Raw genomic sequence first — 21,434 nt, 5'->3', positions numbered from 1 at the left:
ATCACATACTACGAGGAGGAAACGAGGATGGAACGACTTTTTGCAGACAAGATCATTCAAAACGGTGTTGTTCTGACCGTCAACAGCAAGGATGAGATCGCCGAGGCGGTCGCCATTCGGGGCGACCGGATTTTGGCGGTTGGAAGCAGCGCGGACATAGCCGCCTATCGGGATGACCACACCCAGGTGATTGACGCCGGCGGCAAAACCGTCCTGCCCGGTTTTATTGACGCGCATATTCATCTGGGCATGTATGGCCTGCTGGATCACGGCGTCATCAACGTGGCCTATCCCAAGGTCTCCTCCATTGCGGATATTCAGGCGCTCATCCGGGAGGATGCGGCGAAGAAAAAGCCTGGCGAGTGGATCAAGCTCAACGGCTATGACCACAACAAGCTGGCGGAAAAGCGCCACCCCACCAAAGAGGAGCTGGATGAAGCGGCCCCCAGCAACCCGGTCCAGCTCACCCGCTGCTGCGCGCACATGGGCGTTTACAACACCCTGGCGCTGAAAATCGCGGGCGTCACCAGCGCGGACCAGTATGCTCCGGATGAGGTGGTCCTGAACGAGGACGGCAGCCTCCACGGACTTTTGAAGGAAACCGCCCACATGGACACCTCCACCAAGGTGGAGTACAGCAACCAGGAGCTGATCGAGGGCTATGTCAACGGAGACCGGCTGCTGCTGTCCATGGGTGTGACCTCCGCCCATGACGCGGGCGCCTATGGGGCCATCTCCACCCGGGCGCTGCAGGACGCCTGTCTCACCGGGGCGGTGAAGGCGCGGGTCAACGCCATGATCTTCGACATGTTCGGCAAGCAGTCCGGCATCCGATACATCGACTCCTACCTGCACACCGGCATCCACAGTGGCTGCGGCAATGAGCATTTCCGGGTGGGCCCCGTGAAGATCATGCTGGACGGCAGCTCCAGCGGCCCCTCCTCCGCCGTGATTGACGGCTATACCCATGACCCCGACAACCACGGCATCCAGGTCTGGACTCAGGAGGAGGCCGACGAGATGGTGATGAAGGCCCACAAGGCCGGCTATCAGGTGACAGCGCACGCTGTGGGCGACAAGGCCGTGACCATCATGGTCAACGCCATTGAAAAGGCGCTGACGGCCTGTCCCCGCAAGGACCACCGCCACCGCATCGAGCACTGCGGCATCACAAATCCGGAGCTGATCGGACGGATTGCAAAGCTCGGAATCGTGCCTATCTCCAACCCCTCCTTCATCTCCATCAACGGCACGGACTACAACCGCTATTATGGCTCCCGGGTGGACTTCATGTTCGCCATGAAGAGCTATCTGGACGCCGGGATCATCACCGCCATCGGCTCCGACGCGCCGATTACGGTTCCCAATCCCATGAACAGCCTCTTCGGGGCACTGAACCGGATGGATCAAAAGACCGGCGACACGGTGGGTCAGATGCAGAAGGTGGATGTGCTGCAGGCGGTCCGGATGTTTACCTACAACGGCGCCTACGCCAGCTTTGAGGAGAATGTCAAGGGCAGCCTGGAGCCTGGGAAGCTGGCCGATGTGGTCATCCTGGATCAGGATCTGCTGACCTGGCCGGCCGAGCAGGTCCGGGATGTCCAGGTGCGCTATACGCTCATCGGCGGCGAGGTTGTTTACGCCCGGGACTAAGGTTCGCGGTTTCCCCTGCGGGGTCTGCGGAGTCACGGCACTTTGTCTGTCAGGCTTCGCCCGCGGTCTTTGGAGTCTGCGGATAGATGTTTGTACCGATAGGGATTCATATGGATTTGGGAGCGCTCTCCGCTATGTCGGAGAGCGCTCCCTCTTGTCTTTCTTCCTGAACTGCCTTCCCTCCTGGGCGCCGCCCATCTTGACGCCTTCTTCCCGGCGCGCCTTCTCCGGGGTCCCTCTCCCCTGATCCGCGTTTCCAAGCAGGGAACCGCCTGTCAACCGCCATTTCATGCGGCAGACGGCTCTTCCCGCAGGCGCTTTTCCGCCGGAAGCATGGCTGCTCCAGACGCGGCCGCGCCTGATTTTACAAAGACGGGTCCTGTTTGGATAGGCTCCCTGTCGTCAGGACGGCAAAAAAATCGAGTATGGTGTCGCCCGTCCCCGGCAAAGCGGGTGCTGCCTCTATGAGAGCCAGTCACTGCGCAGGGGACTTGATCTGTTCCGCAATCTGCAGCATCGTGTCCTTGTCCACCGTCCCATGAATGCGGAAGCAGATCTCCGTACTCGGGTCCTTCCAGGCCAAGGTGTTGACTCCCGCCGCACCGGGGCCGGCGATGGTGCCGGTGGAAATGGTCACGCCGCCGATCTCCGTTTGGCTGCCCTCGATCTCCTCGCCGTTCACCGTCATAGACCCGCCGCCGCTCTCATAGGGTTCCTCCGCCTGCCAATACCAGGCCTCCATTCCGTTGACCTTCACAGCCTCCGCTTCCCCCTCCGGCAGCTCCACCGGTCCGGCGGCGTACAGCAGCGTCACGCTGGCGTCCCGGCCCAGCCAGGTCTCCTGGACCGCGGAGCCCAGGACCGTGCGTTCAAACTCCCGATATCCCGCTGGCATCCAGCCCAGCCGATACTCCGGAAGCTGCTCCGTGTCGGGCCTCACGCTCTCCGCCATCCGGGTCAGGTCCTCGGTGCTGATGCCGGTTCCGGAGAACCAGAACAAAATGCCGTCCTCTCCCTCCCAGACGAGATAGGTCCATCCGTCTTTCTCCGTGTAGAGATCTGCTGGATAACCCTGCACAGCTACCTGTTGGCAGTTTTGAATGGTTTGCTCGTGACGCACTGTGGACCCGATGGAGGCCTTGTCCGGATATGCGCATATGAAGCTTACGTGCCCGCCGTCTCCAGTAAACCGGTATTTGGCCTGGGTGGTACTGTGAAAGGTCTCCGACAGCTCCCACCCCTCCGGCAGCCAGGCAGGGCGCCAGGCAGGCGGTACGGTATAGGGCGTTTCGGGCCTTTGGCTGGTGTAGGTAAAGCTCGTGCCGTCCACCGTCCTTTTCCAATGCTTCTCCGCAGCGGGCAGGCCCTGCTCGCCCAGCAGGACGGTTTTCGTGGCGGAGTCATAGCCGATCTCCACCCCCAGCAGTTCGCTGATGGCCCGGATGGGCAGATAGTTGGTCTTGCCGCCGGCGGCGTCGGTGTAGAGGATGGAGGAGGGAACCTGCTGGCCGTTGGCGGCAGTGATGGTGGTTCCAGCGGCAAGCTTTGTCTCCCCGTCCAGGGCCACGTTTGCGAAGCTAAACGTCACCTGGCCGCTGGCAGCCAGGGCTGTGGCGCTCAGGGCCAGGGCGGTCAGCGTGGTCAGGCATCCAGACAGGAACCCCGGAAATCGTTTTTTCATCAAGATCATCCTTTCTGTTTTTGTGGAACGGGAATACCCTCCCCGTTCGCTTCTGTATGGGAAACGAACGGAGAGGGCCTGGCGTCTCACAGTCTGCCAATTTTTTAAGGTTCCTTGCCGCCCGACAGTGTCCTCAGCCGCCGGCGGTTCCCTCCATCAGCGCGGCATGATGGGACGGGGGAGAGGGGTTCGGCGCCGTTTGCGCCACGCTGGCCGCCATACGCATCAAATCATAGCGGTCCAGCGCTCCTTCCAGCAGGAAGGTGGTATTGGTGCCCGGGTCCGTCCACAAAAGCGTACTGGTTTGATCCGCATCCGGGTCGCCGCTGACTGTAATCGTCACGCCGCCTGCCGTGACCGAGGAACCGCTTCCTTCCACCGGTTCCCCGTTGATCATGGTAGGTCCGGAGTCCTCAGCTTCAAAAGGCTCCTCCGCCGCCCAGTACTGCGCCGTGAAGTCCCCCAGGGTGACCTCCTCAGGCTCTCCGTCCGGCAGAAGGAACCCGCAGACGGGGTCTATCACATACCGCCAGGTCAAGCTGGTCTTTTGGAAGGTCCACTCTTCCTGCGCCGCTCCCACCAGTTCGTCCCGGTACATGGGTTCGTATTCCGAGGGTGCCCAGTCAAGTTCATAGGCAATCCCCGGGTCATCGTAATACACAATGCTTTCGGCAATGCTCAAAAGGCTCTCCCGATCCAAAGAGGAATCCCCCCGCAGCAGGAAGAGAAAGCCCTCCTCATTCTCCCACAGCAGCACCCGGTACTCTTCAGACTCATAGTAATCGGCGGAATGCCCCTGTATCTGGATGCTCTCCCGCACAGCATCCGCGTCTGATACGTCATCTACGTTGGTGGTTAGGTCTGTGCTGCCAGGAGCGTAACAGGCGTACATCAGACTGCCGGAGTCCCCTCGGTACTTCCAGAGATTGGTGGTCATGTGCTGGAGTGTCCAGCCCTCCGGCAGCCAGGTGATGCGCCAGTTGGAGGGCAGGACGTCACGCTCCGCCTCTGTTTGTACCACACTTTCTGCCATCCGTACCAGGTCCTCCTGGCCAAGTTGCCCCTCCAGGAAAAATACCGTGTTTGTTTCCGGGTCTGTCCATAGTAACGTAGCGGTTCTGGTATCGTCCGGACCGCTGACAGAAACAGAGACGGAGACATCTCCCACCGTGGCGGAAAAGTCCTCCGGCGGATCTTCGTTCTCAGAGGGCAGCTGTTCCGCCGCCCAGTACCAAGCGGTCCCGTCTCCCAGCGGGATCTCCTCCGGCTCATCCATCGGCAGGGTAAAGCCGCAAATGCCATCCGTCAGATAGCGCCAGGTCAGACTGACACCATGATAGGTCCACTGCTCCTGACCCGCTCCGACCAAATCGTCCTGTCCGAAGGACTTGTAATTCTCCGGCACCCACTCCAGCGTGTAGGTGGTATCCGGCCCCTCATAGTAAGCAACACTCTCCGCGATCCGCAGGAAGCTCTCCTGGTCCAGGAAAGTATCGCCACGGAGCATGAAGAGGAAGCCCTCCTCATTCTCCCACAGCAGCACCTGATATCTGTCAGATACATAGTAGTCTGCGGCGGTGTCTCCCACCTGGATGTGCTCCCGGGCCATCTCTGCATCTACTACATCATCGAGGTTGGTGGTGATCTCATTGTCCCCGGGCGTGTAACAAGCAAAGGTCAAATGGCTCTTTCCGTGCGGCCCACAGTATTTCCATGTGTCGGTATACATGTGCTGGAGCGTCCAGCCCTCCGGCAGCCAGGTGATGCGCCAGCTGGAGGGCAGGGTGTTGGTCTTGGCAGGCTGGCTGGAGGTATAGGTCATCAGGTTTCCGCTGATCTCCCGCAGCCAGTTCAGCACCGCCGCCCGAACCGTGGGACTCACCGCCATCAAGGAACCCAGCGTCACGGAGGCGGCCAGCAGGATGCAGGCCGCTGTCCGCAGGGCCTTGGCCCACAGGGGCCGCAGCTGTTTCTTCCCCCAGCCAAAGGGGTCTGCCAGCAGCCGCGTCCTCCAGCGGAGGTATTGGGGTGAAAAGGCCGGCTCCTCCGTCCCCTCCCAGGCGGTCCGGTTCTCCTGCCAGCCCGCCTCCAGCAAAGCCTGGTACAGCAGCGCATCAAAGGATTTCTCAGCCATAGCTGTACCCCTCCTGTTCCATGGCGTCCAGCAGCAGCCTCCGGCCCCGCTGAACCTTTGTGGAGACCGTGGACTCCTTGAGCCCCAGCCGCCGGGCGATCTCCTGGTTGGTCTCCTCCTCCACAAATTTCAGCTCCAGCACCCGGCGGTAGGCCTCCGGCAGGGAGCGGATCAGCTCCACCAGCCGCTGGTACTCCCCCTGGCCGTCCTCCGGGGCGGGCGGGTCCCAGTCCTCCGGCATGGAGGTGTTCCACCGCTCCTTTTTCAGCATGTCCAGCGCCGCGTTCCTGGCCGCCACAACCAAATATTTGGCGGCCGAGTCCCAGTCCAGGGCGTTGATCCGCTCCCAGTTCCGCAGGACCTGGAGCCAGGTCTGCTGGGCGGCGTCCTCCGCCCGGGTGGGGTCTCTCAGGACCTTCAGTGCCACCGCATAGAGTCTTTTTTCATGGGCCTCGTAGAGCAGCGTAAACCGTTCCCGGTCCTCCTCGCTGCCCAGCATGGCCAGATACATGGTAAGCAAACGAACCGCCTCCTGTTTCGTAAAAAATCGTGGTCCTGCCGGTATCACGATTGGGAGCCGCGCGGCGTCTCACCATTCGTCGAAAAAGTCGGTTTTGGTTGGAATGGTTTCATCATACCATGATTGCGGCAGAAAGGGAAGGGAGGCCGCTAGGGAGGCTGCGGCGCGCTTCGTTCGTTTTCAGAAGGATCTCCGCGTGTGGAGAGAGCCTCGGACAGGGAATCTCCCTGTCCGAGGCTCTCTCCATGTTCTCTTCTGGTATCGTGTCCGCCGTTTTCGCGTCTTTGTTCTCCCGCACGCACGGGAGCGTCAGCCAAACCGGAACTGCCGGTGCATTTTTATATGAAGGGGTCGCCAGGTACGAAATGTGACGCTTCCAGGAGGCTTCCATTTGAGGTAGTCAGACAGTCATCAGCAGGGCCATTATGGGCCCCTGGTTTTGCCATGCAAACGCACATGTGTCATTTCTTTGCCTCTGCGGGGCAATCCCTTCCTACACGCCTCCACGTTCCTTTGTTCCATGAGCTCTCCCCTCCGTGCGGAAGCGTCTGTAGATCGTCTCATTTTCTAGGGCATGCAGACCTTTGGCAGCAAGTATCTTCGCCGGAGAGAGCATTCTTTTTTTCGGGGGGCTCTCTCCGGCGGAAAGGCCGGTAATCGGACGCTGTTTAGAAGACCCCCTGGGCCATCATGGCATCAGCCACCCGCTGGAAGCCCGCGATGTTGGCGCCGGCCACCAGATTGTAACCCAGGCCGTATTCCTCGGCGGCCTCCACACTCATGGTATAAATGGTGTTCATGATCTGCCTGAGCTGCTTGTCCACCTCTTGTGCGGTCCACACCATGCGCTCGCTGTTCTGGGCCATCTCCAGAGCGGAGGTGGCGACGCCGCCGGCGTTGACGGCCTTGCTGGGAGCGACAATCAAACCGCAGTCCATCAGATACCTCAGCGCGTCGTTGGTGGTGGGCATATTGGCCACCTCGATGTAGTACTTGACGCCGGCCTGGGCGATCTTCTTGGCGTGCTCCAAATAGACATCGTTCTGCATGGCCGACGGCATGCAGATATCCACCTTGACTCCCCAAGGCTTCTCGCCGGGATAGAACTCCACGCCGAATTTATCAGCGTAGTCCTTGACCACGTTCCGGCCGCTGGCGCGCATTTCCAGCAGGTACGCTACTTTCTCACTGGTTGTGACTCCGTCAGGATCATAGATATAGCCGTCAGGGCCAGACAGCGTCACCACCTTGGCCCCCAGTTCCGCCGCCTTCTTGCAGATGCCCCAGGTCACGTTGCCGAAACCCGCGCAGGCGATGGTTTTTCCCTGGATGGACTCTCCCTCGTGCTTGAGAACATTTTCCAGGTAGTACACCGCGCCGAAGCCAGTCGCCTCCGGACGGATGCGGCTTCCGCCATAGGAGAATCCCTTGCCGGTGAACACGCCGTTTTCAAAGACGCCCTTCAGGCGGCGGTACTCTCCGTACAGATATCCAATTTCCCGGGCGCCCACGCCCATGTCACCGGCGGGAACATCCACATCGGGGCCGATATAGCGGTACAGCGCCTGCATATAGCTCTGGCAAAAACGCATGATCTCCGCGTCGGACTTGCCGGCGGGGTCGAAGTCACTGCCGCCTTTGCCGCCGCCAATGGGCAGTCCGGTCAGAGAGTTCTTGAAGATCTGCTCAAAACCCAGGAATTTGATAATGCCGGGATACACATTCGCCTGGAACCGCAGGCCGCCCTTGTAAGGGCCGATGGCCCCATTGAACTGGCAGCGATAGCCGACGTTGGTATGCCAAGTGCCGTCATCCGCCATCCACACCACGCGGAAGGTAAACATTCGCTCCGGCTCCACCATCCGGTTCAAAAGGTCCGCTTTTTCATACTCCGGATGCCTCTCGATCACAGGCTCCAGGGAGGAGAAGACCTCCTCCACCGTCTGGACGAATTCCGGTTCATTGGCGTACTTGGATTTGACGTTTTCAATTACACTGGCAAGATAGGCGTTCATAAAGGAAGTCCTCCTCAATCGAATATCTGAATATCTGAACATGGTCCGCAGCCTTGCGGCGTCCTTGGAAACCTGGAGTCAGCCGCGCACTCTGCCTCTGCCGGCAGACGGCCTGCGGCTCAAATACGCTCCACAGTGCCCTCCCAGGTGTCCACGGTCTTTTGGTGGGAGTGCTCGCTGTACCAATGCTTGGTAACGGTCTTGGCACGGGTGTAAAAGCGCACACCGTCCTGCCCCAGAACGTGCAGATCACCAAAGAAGGAATCTTTATTGCCGGAGAAGGGGAAATAGGCGGAGGGAACGGGGATGCCCACATTGATGCCCACCATGCCGCCGTCGGTCAACAGTTCAAATTGCCGGGCATAGTAGCCGCTCTGGGTGAAAATGACAGAGCCATTGGCAAACGGATTGGCGTTCATGATGGCCAGGCCCTCTTCAAAGGTCTTGACCCGCTTGATGATGGTGACGGGGCCGAAGATCTCCCGGTCCCCTACCGTCATGCCGGGCTTTACATGATCGAGAATGGTGGGGCCCACAAAGAAGCCGTTTTCATAGCCGGGGACCACAAGATCCCGCCCATCCAGCACCAGCTCCGCGCCTTCGTCAACACCCTTTTGAATCCAGTCGCAGATAAACTTCTTGTGTTCTGCGTTGACCACCGGGCCCAGCGTGGTCTCGGGGTCGTAGGCGCAGCCCACTTTCAGCGCCATTGCCTTTTTCTTAAGCAGCTGGACAAAGCGGTCGGCAATGCTCTCCTGCACCACGACCACCGGCAGAGCCATACAGCGCATGCCGGCGCAGCCGTAGGTGGAGTTGATAATGGCATTGGTGGCGCTTTCCAGGTCGCAGTCCTCCAGCACCAGCGCGTGGTTCTTGGCCTCGCACTGAGCCTGTACCCGCTTTCCATGGGCGGCGGCCACGGAGTAAATGTGCTTGCCGATTTCCGTGGACCCCACAAAGGTGACTGCCTTTACGCGGGGGTCCGTGAGAAACAGTTCGGATTCCTTCCGGCTGCATGTGACCAGATTGACCACTCCCTTTGGAAAACCGGCCTCGTGATAGAACAGCTCCAGAATCCGCATGGACGTCAGCGGCGTGTAGGACGCGGCCTTCAGAACCACGGTGTTTCCGGTTACAACCGCCAGAGGAACAATCCATCCCCAGGGGATCATGGCCGGGAAATTGAAGGGGACGATTCCGGCCACAACGCCCAAGGGCATCCGGTAAGCAGCGGTGTCAAAGCCGGTTGTAACCTGCAGGGAAGCGGAGCCCTGGGTGATGAACGGTGCAGCGCAGGCCAGCTCCGTCGGCTCGATGGCCTTCAGAATGTCGCCCCGGGCCTCGGAGAGGTTTTTGCCCAGTTCCTTGGCGCACAGCACGCTCAGCTCTTCCAGATGGTCCATCAGAATGTTGCGCCATTTGAACATCATCTGCGTCCGCTGGCTGATGGAAGTCTGAGACCATGCCGGGAAGGCCGATGCCGCGGAAGCAATCGCTTCCTCCACTTCCTCCACAGTACAGCAGGGGACCTCCGCAATGACCTCCCCCGTGCTGGAGTCACTGACAGGCATCCATCTTTCCGTCTTGGAATCTTTCCATTCACCATTGACACAGAATTGCTTTCTGAGCATATGTAATATCCTCCTTCTCAAATAGTCAGGCAGCGTCTTAGCCGCCTTTCTTGCAGCCCCATGCCGTACCCATCGCGTTTCCGGAGGGTACGGCCGCGAAGCTGTAAAAAGCGCGGAAAACAACCATTAGAGCAGCTGGAGTTCCCTCAGGATGTCCTTCAGTTCGGCGCGCTCATCATCCGTCATGTGCAGTTTCAAGGGCGCCCGCATGTCGCCGCCGTGAAGGCCCATCAGGTTCATGGCCTCTTTGATCACGCCAAAGCGCACATTTCCCTCGCCGTAGATGTTTCCGCCGGGCTTATCCAGCATGCCGGTGTCTCCGCGCGCGGCGCCGATTTTTCCCACAAAGGCATAGTAGCGGTCCATCCTGGCCAGCCACTCCCGCATGGCGGCAAAGTCATACTGGTCTGCGGCCTTTTTAAAGCCGATGGGGTATTCAGGGAAGAAGTTGCCAAAGGGCGTGGCCAGGCCGTCGGCGCCCCAGGGGAACTGATAGGCGTACCACTGCTCGCCAAAGCCGCTGAGCAATTTGACGCCCGTGCCCTTCAGCGCTTTGGCCATGCCGTTAAAGAGCATCAGATGGGGCGTATTCTCCTTGACGGCCACGATCTTGTCGCCAGTAAGCTCAATGAGCTTCTTCATCTGGGCTGGCTTGATCCAGGAGCCGGAGAACGCGGGGTTGTTGTAGATCACCATGCCGATGTCCAATTCATCGGCAAGCAGCTTGTAGTGTTCCAGCATGCCGTCCACAGTGGGAACGAAGTAGTAGGGCAGAATCACCTGTACGCCGTCGGCGCCGACGGACTGGGCATACCGGCTGATCTCAATGGTGCGCTTCGTGCTGGCGCGGCCGGTCCCGGCGACGACGGGAACCGCCCCGTCAACCTCCTCCACGCAGATGCGGATGATTTCCTTTTGCTCATCGTCCGTCAGGTGGGGAAATTCGCCATTGGAACCGCAGGGGGTAATCGTGCATTTACAGGGGTTTTCCTTGATTTTGCTCACCAGGAACCGGACGTTCTCCCGGTAGCCGTCGTAGTCGACCTCGCCGTTTTCGTGGAAGGGGGTCACGGTCATAAAAGCAATTCCGTCCACATTTGCTCGCAGTTCTTCTCTGGTCATCATTTTGATCCATTCCTTTCTGCTTTTTATTTCAAATGCAATGTTTCACTCTGATCCGTGCGGGTGAAAAACCAAGGGATGAGGTTACAAATCAAAGGGCTTGCCGCCTTTTCCGAAATTTTCGCGTTTCATTTCCTCCAGAATGATCCGTACCGCCTCCGGCCTGCTGCCCAGCGTGCGGCAGCAGGCCTCCGTCACGGCAGCGATCAGCTCCGCTTTGCGTTCAGGTGTACGGCCTTCCAGCAGGTGGATCTGGACGATGGGCATATCAGTCACTCCTTTTGGTCGCAAGCAACCACTTCCTGATTTCGAAGGTAAAATCGGGGGACGCGGGTTCCCAGAACCGCCGTCAGCTCCGGAGCGGAGCCGGGATAGGCATCCGTCAGAGCGTAAGCGGACTGATACACGCCGTGGTCCCAGCCAAAGACCGTAACGATCTGCCCCACCGCAACATCTTCTATGCCAGTGACATCCAGAAAGCAAAGATCCATGCAGATCTTTCCGACAATTTTGGCGGGCTTTCCGTTTACCAGCATGTAGGCTTTATTGGACGCGCTTCTGTGAATGCCGTCCACGAATCCAAAGGGTACGATGGCAATGTCTGTGGGACGGCGGCAGGTAAACAGCCGCCCATACCCCACCGTGTCTCCCGGGGCCAGATGCTTGATCTGGGTGATTCGTGTCTTCAGCTCCATGACCGGTTCCAATTCCAATCTGCCAAATGGATTGAATCCATACAGAAGTGTTCCAGTGCGTATCATGTCGTAATGTGCCTGGGGAAAGCGAATGGTGGCGGGGCTGTTTGCGCAGTGCCGGATCAATTTGACGCCGGCTGCTTCCATTCGTTCCGAAAAGATGCGGAACAACCCCATCTGCCGCCGGGTAAAATCGTCCTCATAAGGGTCTCCGGCTGCCGCGAAATGGGTGAAGACTCCGCTCACCTGCATGTTGGGCAGCTGGACGATCCGGAGCGCCTCGGCAATACAGCCATCCATGTCCTTGCTGACGGGCAGTCCGTAACGGGACATACCGGTATCAATTTTCAGATGGGCTCTCAAGGTCCTTCCCGCGGAGACCGCGGCGGCGGATACCTCTCTTGCATACGCCTCGTCAATCAAAGGAAGGATCAAGTTGTTTTCCATAGCCAAGGCAGTGTGGGATGGGGGAATGGGCCCCAGCAGCAGCACTGGCAGCCTGATCCCTGCTTCCCGCAGTTCCATTGCCTCTTCAAGCGTGGCAACGCCCAGAATCTTGCAGCCAACCCGCTCCAGCTCCCGGGAAACCTCTATCGCGCCATGTCCATAAGCGTTTCCCTTGACAACGCACAGCACGTCGCATGCCGGTCCGGTCCATTCGGAGAGCTTTTGAAAGTTTGATGCAAGATGGTCCAGGGACACCTCCGCCCAGGTGCGATCACGTTCGTATTTCATAAGGCAACTTCCTCAGCGTTCTTATTTTTTCAGCATTCCCTTCAGCCTTGACACAGCCGTTTGCAGGCTTTCCATGCTGCTGGCATAGGAAAGCCGAATGTGAGAATTACAGAAGGAATCAAAGGCTGTTCCCGGAACCGTTGCCACGCCCGCTTCCATCAGGAACTTGTCGGCAAATTCCGTGCCGGACAGCCCGGTGCCGGAAATATTGGGATATATGTAAAATGTACCGGCCGGCGCCACACACGAGATTTCCGGAATCTGTGCAAAGGCATCCAGCAAAAACTGCCGTCTGCGGGCGTATTCCCGCCGCATTTCCTCCACACAGCTCTCTCCCGCCTGCAGCGCGGTGATGGCTGCACTCTGGGCAATGATATTGGAGCTGGCAACGGCGTATTGGTGGACCTTCAGCATGGGAAGAATCAGCCTGGCATCTGCCGCCAGATAGCCCATCCGCCAGCCGGTCATGGCAAATGCCTTGGAAAAGCCGTTGATGGTGATGGTACGCTCCTTCATGCCATCCAGAGAGGCGATGGATACATGCTGAGCGCCGCCATAGATGAGCTTTTCGTAGACCTCGTCGGAGAGAACCAAAAAGTCCTGTTCCTGTGCCAGGGCGGCAATCTGCTGAAGCACCTCTCTGGGATAAACCACACCGGTGGGATTGCCGGGAGTGTTCAGGACCAATAGCTTGGTCTTTGGGGTGACGGCAGCCCGGAGTTCGTCCAGATCCGGCAGCCAGCCGTTTTCCTCTTTCGCGTGAACTGGCACCGCCCTGGCGTGTGCCGCCCGGGCCAGCTGCAGATAGGAAATATAGGCAGGCTCCAGGATGATGACCTCGTCGCCGGGCTCTACCAATCCCATAAAGACAAGATACAAGCCCTCCGCACAGCCTGATGTGACAAGGATTTCCGTGGCGGGATCGGCTGTAATCCCGTTGTCCCGCAGGAGCTTCCGGGAAATTTCCTCCCGCAGGGATGCGAGTCCCCGGTTGGGTGCGTAGTGTGTCTGGCCGTGATCCATGGCGGCCTTTGCCGCTGCGATGATGTGGCCGGGTGTTGTAAAATCAGGTTCACCGATCTGCAGGCGGACGATGTCACGCCCCTCCTTTTGCAGCTGCTGTACTTTTTCTCCGATCGCGCGGATGCGGGATAATTCCACAGCATCCATGGGACTGTGAATTTTCATGTGCTTCCCCCCTTGTAACGTTTTAACACATGACATGACATGTCACAATTCAGATTATAGCGAAGAAACAGGAAAAGTCAAGGGGGCTGCGATATTTTTGTCTGTTCGTTGAAAAATACGGCTCATATTCCAGCATTTTGAGACATACCTGCCCTCTTGCTAAAGTTTAAAAAACCGATTATAATAAAAATATCATAAAAAAAGCTGCAAAAGCATCTGGATATCCAAAATACAGAGCGATGGAGTAATACTATGGTTTCTCGTCCCCTCATCTCTGAAGAGGTTGCAAACAAAATTAAAGCCAAGATTATCCGTGGGGAGATTCAAGTTGGTGAGCGCCTTCCCGCAGAACAGGAGCTGGCCGCGGAATACAATGTCAGCATTCGAAGCATCCGCGAGGCCGTCAGATATCTGGTTTCCTATCATATTGTGGAGATCCGGCGGGGAATCGGGACTTTTGTATGCTCGAACCCGGGAATCAGCGACGATCCCCTGGGCTTTGACTTCATGAATTTGGATGTCCTGTATCCGGATCTGATAGAAATCCGGCTGATGCTGGAGCCGGAAATCTTTGTGCTTGCCGCCCACAGGGGAAAGAAGCGGGATTTTAACAAGGCCGCCGATATTTTGAAGGATATTCAGAAAATGAACCTGCAGATGGCCCAGTCCAACAGCGCGGAGAGCGACGAGCAGCTGTACAAGAAGTTTTGGGAATATGATATTTCATTTCATTGCTGCTTTTATCAGGCCAGCCAAAACGAAATCGCAAATCGAATTCTTCCGCTCATTTTGAATACGATCCGCAACCTGTATCAGAGTCCCTCCTTTAAGAGCTTTCGGAAATCCCCGGATTTTTACAGCCGCCATCAGGCCATCCTGAATGCGGTCCTGGCCAAAGATGATGATCTGATTCGCCAGCTCTGCCGCCTGCATATCAGAAGCGGCAGCCAGGAGGGAAAGCTGCTGCTGAAGGATCAAGATGGCTTTTGTAAAGAAAAGTAAGCGCAGAGGTCTCCTGTCTGGTACCGCAAGCGCGTGATCCCCGGGTGCAAGTGATAACCGTCCTAAAGGATTGAACACCTTCTGTTCAATCCTTTTTTTGGTATATGCGGCAGCCGCCGTTTAGCCAATTAGATCGGACGAAAATCCATCAGAGTAGACAGTTTTTTGCTTTTCATTTTGTTGAAAACCATTATTTTGATGGGAAACGAGAAGTTTTTCCAGAAATCTACTGGACAAGCGCTTTTTTTCTGTTATGATTAAGATAACACATGACATGTGACACATGACTTGAATTAGCGCAGCTACCAGTATTCCAATATCCCAAAGCACATCCACTGATACACCCGTTTGAGAGCTTGTAATGAAACCGTCAGGGAGAGATATGACATGAAAATTACAAAAGTTGAAGTTCTGCGCGTCAAAACCAACCGCCCCAGCTGGCGACCTATTTTTTGCCGCATCCACACCGATGAGGGGATTTACGGAGATGGCGAAGCCGCGATGGCCTATGATGCAGGCGCTCCCGCTGCTTATGCGATGATCAAGGATCTGGCTCCCACTTTGATCGGCATGGACCCCATGCAGATCGAGTGGATCTGGGAGACCTTCTTCCGCACGACTTTCTGGGGGCTGAATGCAGGCCCCGTGATGTACTCGGCCATGTCAGCGATTGACATTGCGCTGTGGGACATCAAGGGAAAAGCATATGGCCGTCCGCTGCATGAAATTTTTGGCGGCGCCCGGCGGAAAGACGTCCGCGCCTATGCCAGCCAGCTTCAGTTCGGATGGTCCCATACGGATCTGCATGTCCCTCAGCTCAAGCCGGAGGATTATGCCAATGTTGCAAAGAAGGCCGTTTTTGAGGAGGGCTATGACGCCCTGAAGTATGACTTCTTCTCCTTTGATGAAGAGGGAAGGAAGATCTCCGTGGAGGAGTATACCCGGCTGCTGCATCCAAAGTATCAGAAGATGATCGAAAAGCGCGTGGAAGCCGTCCGGAACGCCATTGGCGACGATGTGGACATTATCGCTGAATGCCACTCCCGCCTGGACGCGCAGAGCGCCGTGCAGGTGGCCAAAATCATGGAGAAGTACAACATTTTGTACTTTGAGGAGCCCACGATCCCGAATCATGATTTAATGAAATATGTATCGTCTCATACGACGCTGCCCCTGGCCGCCGGCGAGCGGATCTATACGCGCTGGCAGTATCGTCCCTACTTTGAAAACGGGTCCATCCAGGTTATCCAGCCTGACATCGGAAACTGCGGCGGTCTGACGGAGGTCCGCAAGATCTGCGACATGGCGCACGCCTATGATATCAGCGTTCAGGCCCATACGTGCGCCAGCCCGCTGTCCACCTCCGTGGCGCTGCAGCTGGAAGCGGTGATCCCCAACTTTATCATTCACGAGCACCACTGCAACAACCTGATGAAGTTTAACCACGGTTGGACAAAGTATGATCCGCAGCCGGTCAACGGCCGCATGGAAGTCCCCAACGAGCCCGGCATCGGCAACGAGATTTCTCAGGCCGCGTTTGACAACGCCGCTGAGTATGCTGTGATCGAGTAACCGCGGCGGCGTTCCCCCATAGGGGAATCAAAGGAATCCGGAGCTTCCACTTAAAACGCAAACGTGTAAAATTTATGAGGAGGGGCACTATGAAAAAGAAGTTTGAGCGAGTCTTCACACTACTCCTGGCAGCACTTCTCGTGGTTTCCATGGCTGGATGCGGCGGCACTCCTTCTGAACCTCCCGGAGAAGAAGGCAATGACGGCGGCGGAGAAACCGTTGTGATCCGGGTGAACAGCGCCTTCAACTCCGCCACGGTGGACGAAACGGCCAACGGCATTGCCGCCCTGGAGTTTGTGGATCGCGTAGCGGAGCGAACCAACGGCGCGTATGAAATCAAGCTGTTTATGGACAGTCAGCTTGGCGGCAGCACCGATCAGATCGTGGGCGGCCTGCAGACAGGCGCCTTTGAGATGTGCACCAAGGCGGTTGGCGACTTTGGTGAGTTTACGGACGCGTTCATGCCCTTTAACTTCCCCTATCTGTACAGCTCTCCGGAAGTTGTCCACGCTATTATTGACGGCCCTGTGGGGGACCGTATCCGGCAGGATTGCATCGATGACATCGGCATTCGTGTTTTGGCGTTTACCGAGCTGGGCTACCGCCATGTCACCAACTCCAAGCATCCCATCAAGACCCCCGACGATATGAAGGGGCTGAAGATCCGCACCATGAACGACCCCTATCAGATCGCTGCCATGGAGGCTCTGGGCGCGGCCGTCACCCCTATGTCCTACTCCGAGGTTTTCACTTCCCTGCAGACCAAGGTCATTGACGGCCAGGAGAACCCCTGCCAGAATATCTGGACGGATAAGTTCTATGAGGTGCAGGATTATATGACTCTCACCAAGCACAGCTATACCGTGCAGATCATCGGTATTTCCGAGGCGTATTTCCAGACTCTGCCCGAGGATGTCCAGCAGATCCTGATTGAGGAGGGTCACAATCTGGAACTGCGCAACCGCGAAGAGCTGGAGGCCATTGACAATGCCCAGCTGGAAGAGCTGAAGAAGGTTATGGATGTCTATGAGCTCAGCGATGAAGAGTATGAGGCATTCCGGGACATTGCTGCAACTTCCTGGGACGCGGCCAAGGAGGCCATGGGCGACGAGTACTTTGACCTGCTGATGTCCGAGGTTGAGAAAGCCGAGGCCGCACTGAAGAACTGAGCTGTTTTTCAGAAGAGGAGAGATCTATGGAGAACTCAAAAATAAAACATATCTTTCATGAGTTTGTTCAGCGGTTTGAGCTGTACTTGGGGTGTGTGCTGTTTCTGGCGATGATGGTCCTGCTGACGATTCAGGTCTGTTCCCGCTATCTCGGCAATGCCATCACCTGGACCGAAGAGCTCAGCTGCATCATGCTGGTGTGGATGAGCTATCTGGGGTTTGCCGGCGCCATTACTTCCCGGAAGCATCTGCGTATTGATGCGTTCATCAACTCCAGATCCTTCAAAGTCAAAAAAATCCTGCTGATTGTTTCCAATGTGATCAACGCGTTGTTTTCCGCGGCTCTGATCGTCCCCATGTATCGCGTGATTGTCACGTTTCACGCAAGTGCGGCGGCATCTCCGATCCTGCGCATTCCAAAGGCGGTTTCCTTCAGCATTCTGCCCTTCAGCATGGTCCTGGTCATCATCCGTACCGTGCAGGAGTGCATTCGTCTGAGCAAGGAAGAGGAGAAGGCGCTTGGCCTCGGTAAGCCCACCTTTGACGTGGATGCGTTGGAACGGGAGTATCTGGACCGGGTCCGGAAGGAAAAGGAGGGAGCTCAGGCATGACGATTCTCTTTATTTCCATGGCGGTCTTCCTGCTGATCGGAGTTCCCATCGGCGGTGCTATCGGAGGGGCCATTGTCTTGATGAACCTCCTAGAGCCATTTACCACCATGGAGTATCTCACCCAGTACATGTATTCCGGCGTAAATTCCTTCACGCTGCTCTCGCTGCCGTTCTTTATCATCTGCGGCAGTCTGATGGATACCGGCGGACTCTCTAAGCGGCTGATCAACATTGCCAACTCTCTGATCGGCAATGTCACCGGCGGTCTGGGCTGCGTGACGGTTCTGGCCTGCATGTTCTTCGGAGCCATCTCCGGTTCCGCCAATGCAACCGTGGCCGCCATCGGCGTCATCATGATCCCTCAAATGATCCGCTGCGGATACAACAAGTATTATGCCACCGCACTGGTCATGGTGGCCGGCGGTCTGGGCTGTGTGGTACCGCCCAGCTACCCCCTGGTCATCTATGGCGTGAGCAACAACGTTTCCATTTCGGATCTGTTCCTGGCAGGTGTGGGCCCGGCCATTCTGGTTGGTGTGCTGCTGATCATCGTCAATTACTTCATCAGCCGCAAGTACGGCTGGAAGGGTTCCGGAGAGAAGGTCAGCATCAAGCGGTTTTTACTGGCGGTCAAGGATGGAATTTGGGCTATTTTTATGCCGGTGATTATCCTCGGCGGCATCTACGGCGGTATTTTTACCGCAACGGAGGCCGCGGTGATCGCAACGGTTTACTCCCTGATCGTAGGCATGTTCATTTACAGAGAACTGACCCTGAAAATGATTTGGGACATGTTCTTTGACTGTACCGCGTCCATGGGCGGCATGAATTATACCATGGCGGTGGCCGGTGCGCTCAGCGCCGTGTTTGTGTACCATGGTTTCGGAGAGATGGTGCAGAACTTCTTCTTCAGCATCTCCACCAACCCGGTGGTAATCATGAGCCTGATCTTTGTCCTGCTGTTCATCGCGGGTATGTTTGTGCAGACAACGCCCATCATGGTGATTCTCTCCCCGGTCCTGCTCCAGATTGTCACGCCGCTGGGCATCAGCCCCATCCAATTCGGCCTGGTCATGCTGCTGTCTTTGTGCATCGCGTTCGTGACGCCGCCGGTGGCATCCAACCTGTTCGTGGCTCAGTCCATGACGGGCCTAGACGTTGTGGGAATTTCCAAAAAGGCGCTTCCCTTTATGGCGGTGCTCATTGCCTCGATGATCATCGTTGCATTCGTCCCCGCTGTTTCTGTGGGAATCCTGAGTCTGTTCGGCTAAGCGCATCTCGTAATAGTTCAGCAAGCCGCCCTGTGGAGATTCCGCAGGGCGGCTTGCTGTGGGATGGTACACACGCCAAGCGGCTTGACGGCCGTGAGTCAGCTTCAAATCATAGGCTGTAAATTGGCGCAGAATATTTCTACCACCAAGGTCCTTTTCAGGATGGAGCTTCTTTAAAAGAGCCTCAGGATTGGGAGGAGCCGATTTCCGTTGAACGCATTGAGGAAATTTTAATCGAAAAGGGATTTACATGTAACTGCAATTTAAAATGGGGAAATCTCCCAATATAAGGCGCGTCCCAGGGGCCTGTGAATCTCCCCTGGGACGCGTCTTTTCATGTCGGCTCTCTCAAGCCGGAAAATCTCCACAGCATGGCACACAATCTGCTCCCGGATCACGGAGAGCATCAAATCTTCCTCTGCATTTCCTTGCAGGGGGCCGTTTTCAATGGCCCATTCCACACCTTCTTCGTGTGCGGGCGACGGTGTGTGGTCCATCTCCAATCTTTTCTTAAAATCCGCCCGCTTCTGGGTGTTCACCAGATAACTGGGGCAATGTTTCCCAGTCACATCGAAATACCGCACGTTTGAATCCCGCATCCAGCCATCAGCTCCCTGCCCAGGGCGGAGGCATTTGCCAGGGTTGCCTCGCCGGCCTGGCAGGTACCGTTGCGGATGGTATCGCACATCTGCTATTGGTGACGATCCCATGCATAGTCCCGCCGCCGGTCTTGCCGGCGTTGGCGCGCTTCTTGCCACCCCTCGCCACCTTCAGATCGGGGACAGGCCGCCAGACTGCGGCATCCAAAGTAGTGGGCGCTGGCCTCCACCACGTGATTCCGGAAACAGGCCGCGTTGTCTGCCGTCTTGTCCCCGTCGTTGCCGGTGTCATGGAACACCAGGTATTTGATCTGACTGGCATCCCGGGAACCGCCATAGCTCCCGGGATTGGCCAGCAGCTCCTTCAAGACATCGCTCAAGCTGCCTTACCGCCTGCTTGGTCCGTGCCGGAGCCCGCTATGGCTTTTGCTTTCCCTGCGCTTCGCTTCTCTGCCTGGGTGCCGAAATAGAACGCGATCACCACTGTGAACACCGTCAGAAACTGATCCGTGGTCACGCGGCCAGCCATGGACAGATCCGCAAACACCGCCGTGAGAATCACCGTCACGATACTCTTGACTGCCAGCAGATTGGAAAGGCGCTTTTTCAAATCCTCCATGTCACGTCCTCCCGTGGTCCTTGTCATAGTCCGCCATGGACTTGGGCTGGTATTTGCAGGTCCCGTCCTCGGCGTACAGGTAGCGCAGCGCGCCCTTCACCACGTTCTGGCCGTGATACTTGGGCCGGTTGTACACCATATCCTTTTCAGGAATGTACGGAGGCAGTTCGTCCTGCCAGTCAACCGCACCGGCAAAGGTGTGCAGAGGCGCCCACCAGGGGTCTTTCTCAGGTGCAAGACCGCCCAGCTCGTCCCCATATACCTGCCACACCTGGCCGCCAATATAGACGATATCGCACTCGTCAGGCACACTATCGGAGCCGACGGTGTTGACGGCGCCGCCCTGCAGCCTGCCCTTCACGACATGCACCTTGTCCATCGTGCCGGTGCCGCTGGACATCAGGCCATAGCCGGTCACGTCGCCGGGCCGGGCGCCGACCTTGGTGGCGGCGATCTCCTCAGCCGTCAGGGCATTCTTTCCAGGCTGAAAGGAAAATCCAGCACCGGCCTCTTTCAGTGCTGCATTGGTCTTTTCCACGGGGTTCTTTCCGCTGGTGTAGTCCGCGATGATCTTGTTGATCGTGTCCATCAGGAATCCTCTCTTTCTCCGGTCCTTGCCCGGTGAATCACTTGTGATATTCCTCCAAATCAGAGATCCGGTGGTTCATGACCTTGATCTGCTCCTCCACCACCGGAACCCGGCGCGCGAAATCGTTGTGCTCCCGAACCTCCCGGGTCAGCTCGTCCAGCTTGGTGTCTGTGATGGCCTGCTGCTTATTGTTGGCCGCCAGCACTCCCATGAGAGTCAGCCCCCCGGTGATCAGGGCCGCGATGATGCTCTCCGTCACGCTGCCACCTCCCACGCCGCCGGGGACTCCTTCGGGCTGAAATCAGTATCGCTCAGACATCGGTAGGTCTGACCATCCATGTAAATCATGGATTCTCCGGTCCTGTACATGTCGTGCGCCCCCTGAACCGGTACGAAGGGCCGCGCGGTCTCCGGGCTTGTCTCGTGAAGGAGCCGCTTGATATCGGCGGTACTGTCAGCGCCAAGCTCTGCGGGGATATCACCTTCCTGGTAGATGACATGGACGCCAAGAGCCCTGGTATCTCCCGGGATCATGCCGGCGATCCCCTGCGTGGCGCGTGCCGCCACGGTGTCCGCCGCTTTCTTCAGTTCAAAGGTCAGCTGGGGAAGTCCCATAGTATCACTCCTA

General features: G+C 57.2%; 21 protein-coding genes. 6 read left to right on the top strand and 15 right to left on the bottom strand.

Annotated elements, in window-relative coordinates; translation table 11 throughout:
• Positions 1-27: 27 nt before the first annotated feature.
• A complete protein-coding gene (locus tag KJS55_RS07990) occupies positions 28-1,653 on the top strand; it encodes an amidohydrolase (protein WP_213543090.1) in 1,626 nt (541 codons plus the stop codon).
• Between the two features lie 475 nt (positions 1,654-2,128).
• On the opposite strand, the gene KJS55_RS07985 is transcribed toward KJS55_RS07990, so the two are convergent.
• From KJS55_RS07985 to KJS55_RS07945, 9 genes are all read right to left on the bottom strand, one after another.
• Positions 2,129-3,334 carry a DUF4367 domain-containing protein gene (locus KJS55_RS07985; RefSeq protein WP_213543089.1) on the bottom strand — a complete coding sequence of 402 codons (1,206 nt, stop codon included), beginning with the start codon at positions 3,332-3,334 and terminating at the stop codon, positions 2,129-2,131.
• A 133-nt stretch (positions 3,335-3,467) separates the two neighbouring features.
• A complete protein-coding gene (locus tag KJS55_RS07980) occupies positions 3,468-5,468 on the bottom strand; it encodes a DUF4367 domain-containing protein (protein WP_213543088.1) in 2,001 nt (666 codons plus the stop codon).
• Positions 5,461-5,979 (bottom strand): RNA polymerase sigma factor, encoded by a 519-nt coding sequence (locus KJS55_RS07975; RefSeq protein ID WP_228300565.1) that lies wholly within the window; start codon positions 5,977-5,979, stop codon positions 5,461-5,463. The genes KJS55_RS07980 and KJS55_RS07975 overlap by 8 nt, the downstream gene beginning before the upstream one ends.
• Positions 5,980-6,656: 677 nt before the next feature.
• On the bottom strand, positions 6,657-8,003 hold the full coding sequence (gene gdhA, locus KJS55_RS07970) for an NADP-specific glutamate dehydrogenase (protein ID WP_187030260.1): 1,347 nt from the start codon (positions 8,001-8,003) through the stop codon (positions 6,657-6,659).
• 119 nt (positions 8,004-8,122) lie between these two features.
• A complete protein-coding gene (locus KJS55_RS07965) occupies positions 8,123-9,634 on the bottom strand; it encodes a CoA-acylating methylmalonate-semialdehyde dehydrogenase (RefSeq protein ID WP_213543087.1) in 1,512 nt (503 codons plus the stop codon).
• A 126-nt stretch (positions 9,635-9,760) separates the two neighbouring features.
• Positions 9,761-10,759 carry a dihydrodipicolinate synthase family protein gene (locus KJS55_RS07960; protein ID WP_187030256.1) on the bottom strand — a complete coding sequence of 333 codons (999 nt, stop codon included), beginning with the start codon at positions 10,757-10,759 and terminating at the stop codon, positions 9,761-9,763.
• 81 nt (positions 10,760-10,840) lie between these two features.
• Positions 10,841-11,023, bottom strand: coding sequence for a 2-hydroxymuconate tautomerase (gene thmT / locus KJS55_RS07955; RefSeq protein ID WP_187030255.1), 183 nt, complete (start codon positions 11,021-11,023; stop codon positions 10,841-10,843).
• Between the two features lie 5 nt (positions 11,024-11,028).
• Entirely contained in the window at positions 11,029-12,186 is a 1,158-nt protein-coding gene (gene alr, locus KJS55_RS07950) for an alanine racemase (RefSeq protein WP_187030253.1), read from the bottom strand.
• Positions 12,187-12,207: 21 nt separating this feature from the next.
• Positions 12,208-13,374 (bottom strand): pyridoxal phosphate-dependent aminotransferase, encoded by a 1,167-nt coding sequence (locus tag KJS55_RS07945; protein WP_213543086.1) that lies wholly within the window; start codon positions 13,372-13,374, stop codon positions 12,208-12,210.
• A 252-nt stretch (positions 13,375-13,626) separates the two neighbouring features.
• Here KJS55_RS07945 and KJS55_RS07940 point away from each other — a divergent pair, with 252 nt between their 5' ends.
• The 5 genes from KJS55_RS07940 to KJS55_RS07920 all read left to right on the top strand — a co-directional run bounded on the left by KJS55_RS07940 (position 13,627) and on the right by KJS55_RS07920 (position 18,999).
• The gene (locus KJS55_RS07940; protein WP_187030249.1) at positions 13,627-14,376 is read left to right on the top strand and encodes a FadR/GntR family transcriptional regulator; all 750 of its coding nucleotides are present in this window, start codon (positions 13,627-13,629) and stop codon (positions 14,374-14,376) included.
• 387 nt (positions 14,377-14,763) lie between these two features.
• The gene (locus KJS55_RS07935; RefSeq protein ID WP_187030247.1) at positions 14,764-15,948 is read left to right on the top strand and encodes a mandelate racemase/muconate lactonizing enzyme family protein; all 1,185 of its coding nucleotides are present in this window, start codon (positions 14,764-14,766) and stop codon (positions 15,946-15,948) included.
• An 89-nt stretch (positions 15,949-16,037) separates the two neighbouring features.
• Positions 16,038-17,117 (top strand): TRAP transporter substrate-binding protein, encoded by a 1,080-nt coding sequence (locus KJS55_RS07930; RefSeq protein WP_187030245.1) that lies wholly within the window; start codon positions 16,038-16,040, stop codon positions 17,115-17,117.
• Positions 17,118-17,143: 26 nt separating this feature from the next.
• A complete protein-coding gene (locus KJS55_RS07925; protein ID WP_213543085.1) occupies positions 17,144-17,728 on the top strand; it encodes a TRAP transporter small permease in 585 nt (194 codons plus the stop codon).
• Positions 17,725-18,999 (top strand): TRAP transporter large permease, encoded by a 1,275-nt coding sequence (locus KJS55_RS07920; RefSeq protein ID WP_187030241.1) that lies wholly within the window; start codon positions 17,725-17,727, stop codon positions 18,997-18,999. The genes KJS55_RS07925 and KJS55_RS07920 overlap by 4 nt, the downstream gene beginning before the upstream one ends.
• 263 nt (positions 19,000-19,262) lie before the next feature.
• On the opposite strand, the gene KJS55_RS07915 is transcribed toward KJS55_RS07920, so the two are convergent.
• The 6 genes from KJS55_RS07915 to KJS55_RS07890 form a co-directional block, all read right to left on the bottom strand.
• Entirely contained in the window at positions 19,263-19,598 is a 336-nt protein-coding gene (locus KJS55_RS07915) for a hypothetical protein (RefSeq protein WP_213543084.1), read from the bottom strand.
• Positions 19,599-19,690: 92 nt separating this feature from the next.
• Positions 19,691-19,978: a hypothetical protein gene (locus KJS55_RS07910; RefSeq protein ID WP_213543083.1), complete on the bottom strand. Its 288-nt coding sequence runs from the start codon at positions 19,976-19,978 to the stop codon at positions 19,691-19,693.
• Complete coding sequence (locus KJS55_RS07905) at positions 19,975-20,217, bottom strand: hypothetical protein (protein ID WP_213543082.1); 243 nt, start codon at positions 20,215-20,217, stop codon at positions 19,975-19,977. Before KJS55_RS07905 ends, KJS55_RS07910 begins: the two co-directional genes overlap by 4 nt.
• A 1-nt stretch (position 20,218) precedes the next feature.
• A complete protein-coding gene (locus tag KJS55_RS07900) occupies positions 20,219-20,806 on the bottom strand; it encodes a hypothetical protein (protein WP_187030233.1) in 588 nt (195 codons plus the stop codon).
• Between the two features lie 37 nt (positions 20,807-20,843).
• Positions 20,844-21,065, bottom strand: coding sequence for a hypothetical protein (locus KJS55_RS07895; protein ID WP_187030370.1), 222 nt, complete (start codon positions 21,063-21,065; stop codon positions 20,844-20,846).
• Positions 21,062-21,421, bottom strand: a complete 360-nt coding sequence (locus KJS55_RS07890; protein ID WP_213543081.1) for a hypothetical protein — start codon at positions 21,419-21,421, stop codon at positions 21,062-21,064. Before KJS55_RS07890 ends, KJS55_RS07895 begins: the two co-directional genes overlap by 4 nt.
• Positions 21,422-21,434 lie beyond the last annotated feature (13 nt).

The organism is Pusillibacter faecalis, assembly GCF_018408705.1.
Taxonomy (GTDB): Bacteria; Bacillota; Clostridia; order Oscillospirales; family Oscillospiraceae; genus Oscillibacter; species Oscillibacter faecalis.
Note: the sequence above shows the minus strand (reverse complement) of the source record. Positions and strands in the feature narration are given on the sequence as shown.

Excerpts from the sequence above, each read along its gene's own strand:
- KJS55_RS07940 (WP_187030249.1), top strand. The coding sequence starts at position 13,627 with ATGGTTTCTCGTCCCCTCATCTCTGAAGAGGTTGCAAACAAAATTAAA.
- alr (WP_187030253.1), bottom strand. The coding sequence starts at position 12,186 with ATGAAATACGAACGTGATCGCACCTGGGCGGAGGTGTCCCTGGACCAT.
- KJS55_RS07900 (WP_187030233.1), bottom strand. The coding sequence starts at position 20,806 with ATGGACACGATCAACAAGATCATCGCGGACTACACCAGCGGAAAGAAC.
- KJS55_RS07935 (WP_187030247.1), top strand. The coding sequence starts at position 14,764 with ATGAAAATTACAAAAGTTGAAGTTCTGCGCGTCAAAACCAACCGCCCC.
- KJS55_RS07915 (WP_213543084.1), bottom strand. The coding sequence starts at position 19,598 with ATGCGGGATTCAAACGTGCGGTATTTCGATGTGACTGGGAAACATTGC.
- KJS55_RS07920 (WP_187030241.1), top strand. The coding sequence starts at position 17,725 with ATGACGATTCTCTTTATTTCCATGGCGGTCTTCCTGCTGATCGGAGTT.
- KJS55_RS07960 (WP_187030256.1), bottom strand. The coding sequence starts at position 10,759 with ATGATGACCAGAGAAGAACTGCGAGCAAATGTGGACGGAATTGCTTTT.
- KJS55_RS07975 (WP_228300565.1), bottom strand. The coding sequence starts at position 5,979 with ATGTATCTGGCCATGCTGGGCAGCGAGGAGGACCGGGAACGGTTTACG.
- KJS55_RS07925 (WP_213543085.1), top strand. The coding sequence starts at position 17,144 with ATGGAGAACTCAAAAATAAAACATATCTTTCATGAGTTTGTTCAGCGG.
- KJS55_RS07930 (WP_187030245.1), top strand. The coding sequence starts at position 16,038 with ATGAAAAAGAAGTTTGAGCGAGTCTTCACACTACTCCTGGCAGCACTT.
- KJS55_RS07980 (WP_213543088.1), bottom strand. The coding sequence starts at position 5,468 with ATGGCTGAGAAATCCTTTGATGCGCTGCTGTACCAGGCTTTGCTGGAG.
- KJS55_RS07905 (WP_213543082.1), bottom strand. The coding sequence starts at position 20,217 with ATGGAGGATTTGAAAAAGCGCCTTTCCAATCTGCTGGCAGTCAAGAGT.
- KJS55_RS07945 (WP_213543086.1), bottom strand. The coding sequence starts at position 13,374 with ATGAAAATTCACAGTCCCATGGATGCTGTGGAATTATCCCGCATCCGC.
- gdhA (WP_187030260.1), bottom strand. The coding sequence starts at position 8,003 with ATGAACGCCTATCTTGCCAGTGTAATTGAAAACGTCAAATCCAAGTAC.
- KJS55_RS07990 (WP_213543090.1), top strand. The coding sequence starts at position 28 with ATGGAACGACTTTTTGCAGACAAGATCATTCAAAACGGTGTTGTTCTG.
- KJS55_RS07985 (WP_213543089.1), bottom strand. The coding sequence starts at position 3,334 with ATGAAAAAACGATTTCCGGGGTTCCTGTCTGGATGCCTGACCACGCTG.
- KJS55_RS07965 (WP_213543087.1), bottom strand. The coding sequence starts at position 9,634 with ATGCTCAGAAAGCAATTCTGTGTCAATGGTGAATGGAAAGATTCCAAG.
- thmT (WP_187030255.1), bottom strand. The coding sequence starts at position 11,023 with ATGCCCATCGTCCAGATCCACCTGCTGGAAGGCCGTACACCTGAACGC.
- KJS55_RS07890 (WP_213543081.1), bottom strand. The coding sequence starts at position 21,421 with ATGGGACTTCCCCAGCTGACCTTTGAACTGAAGAAAGCGGCGGACACC.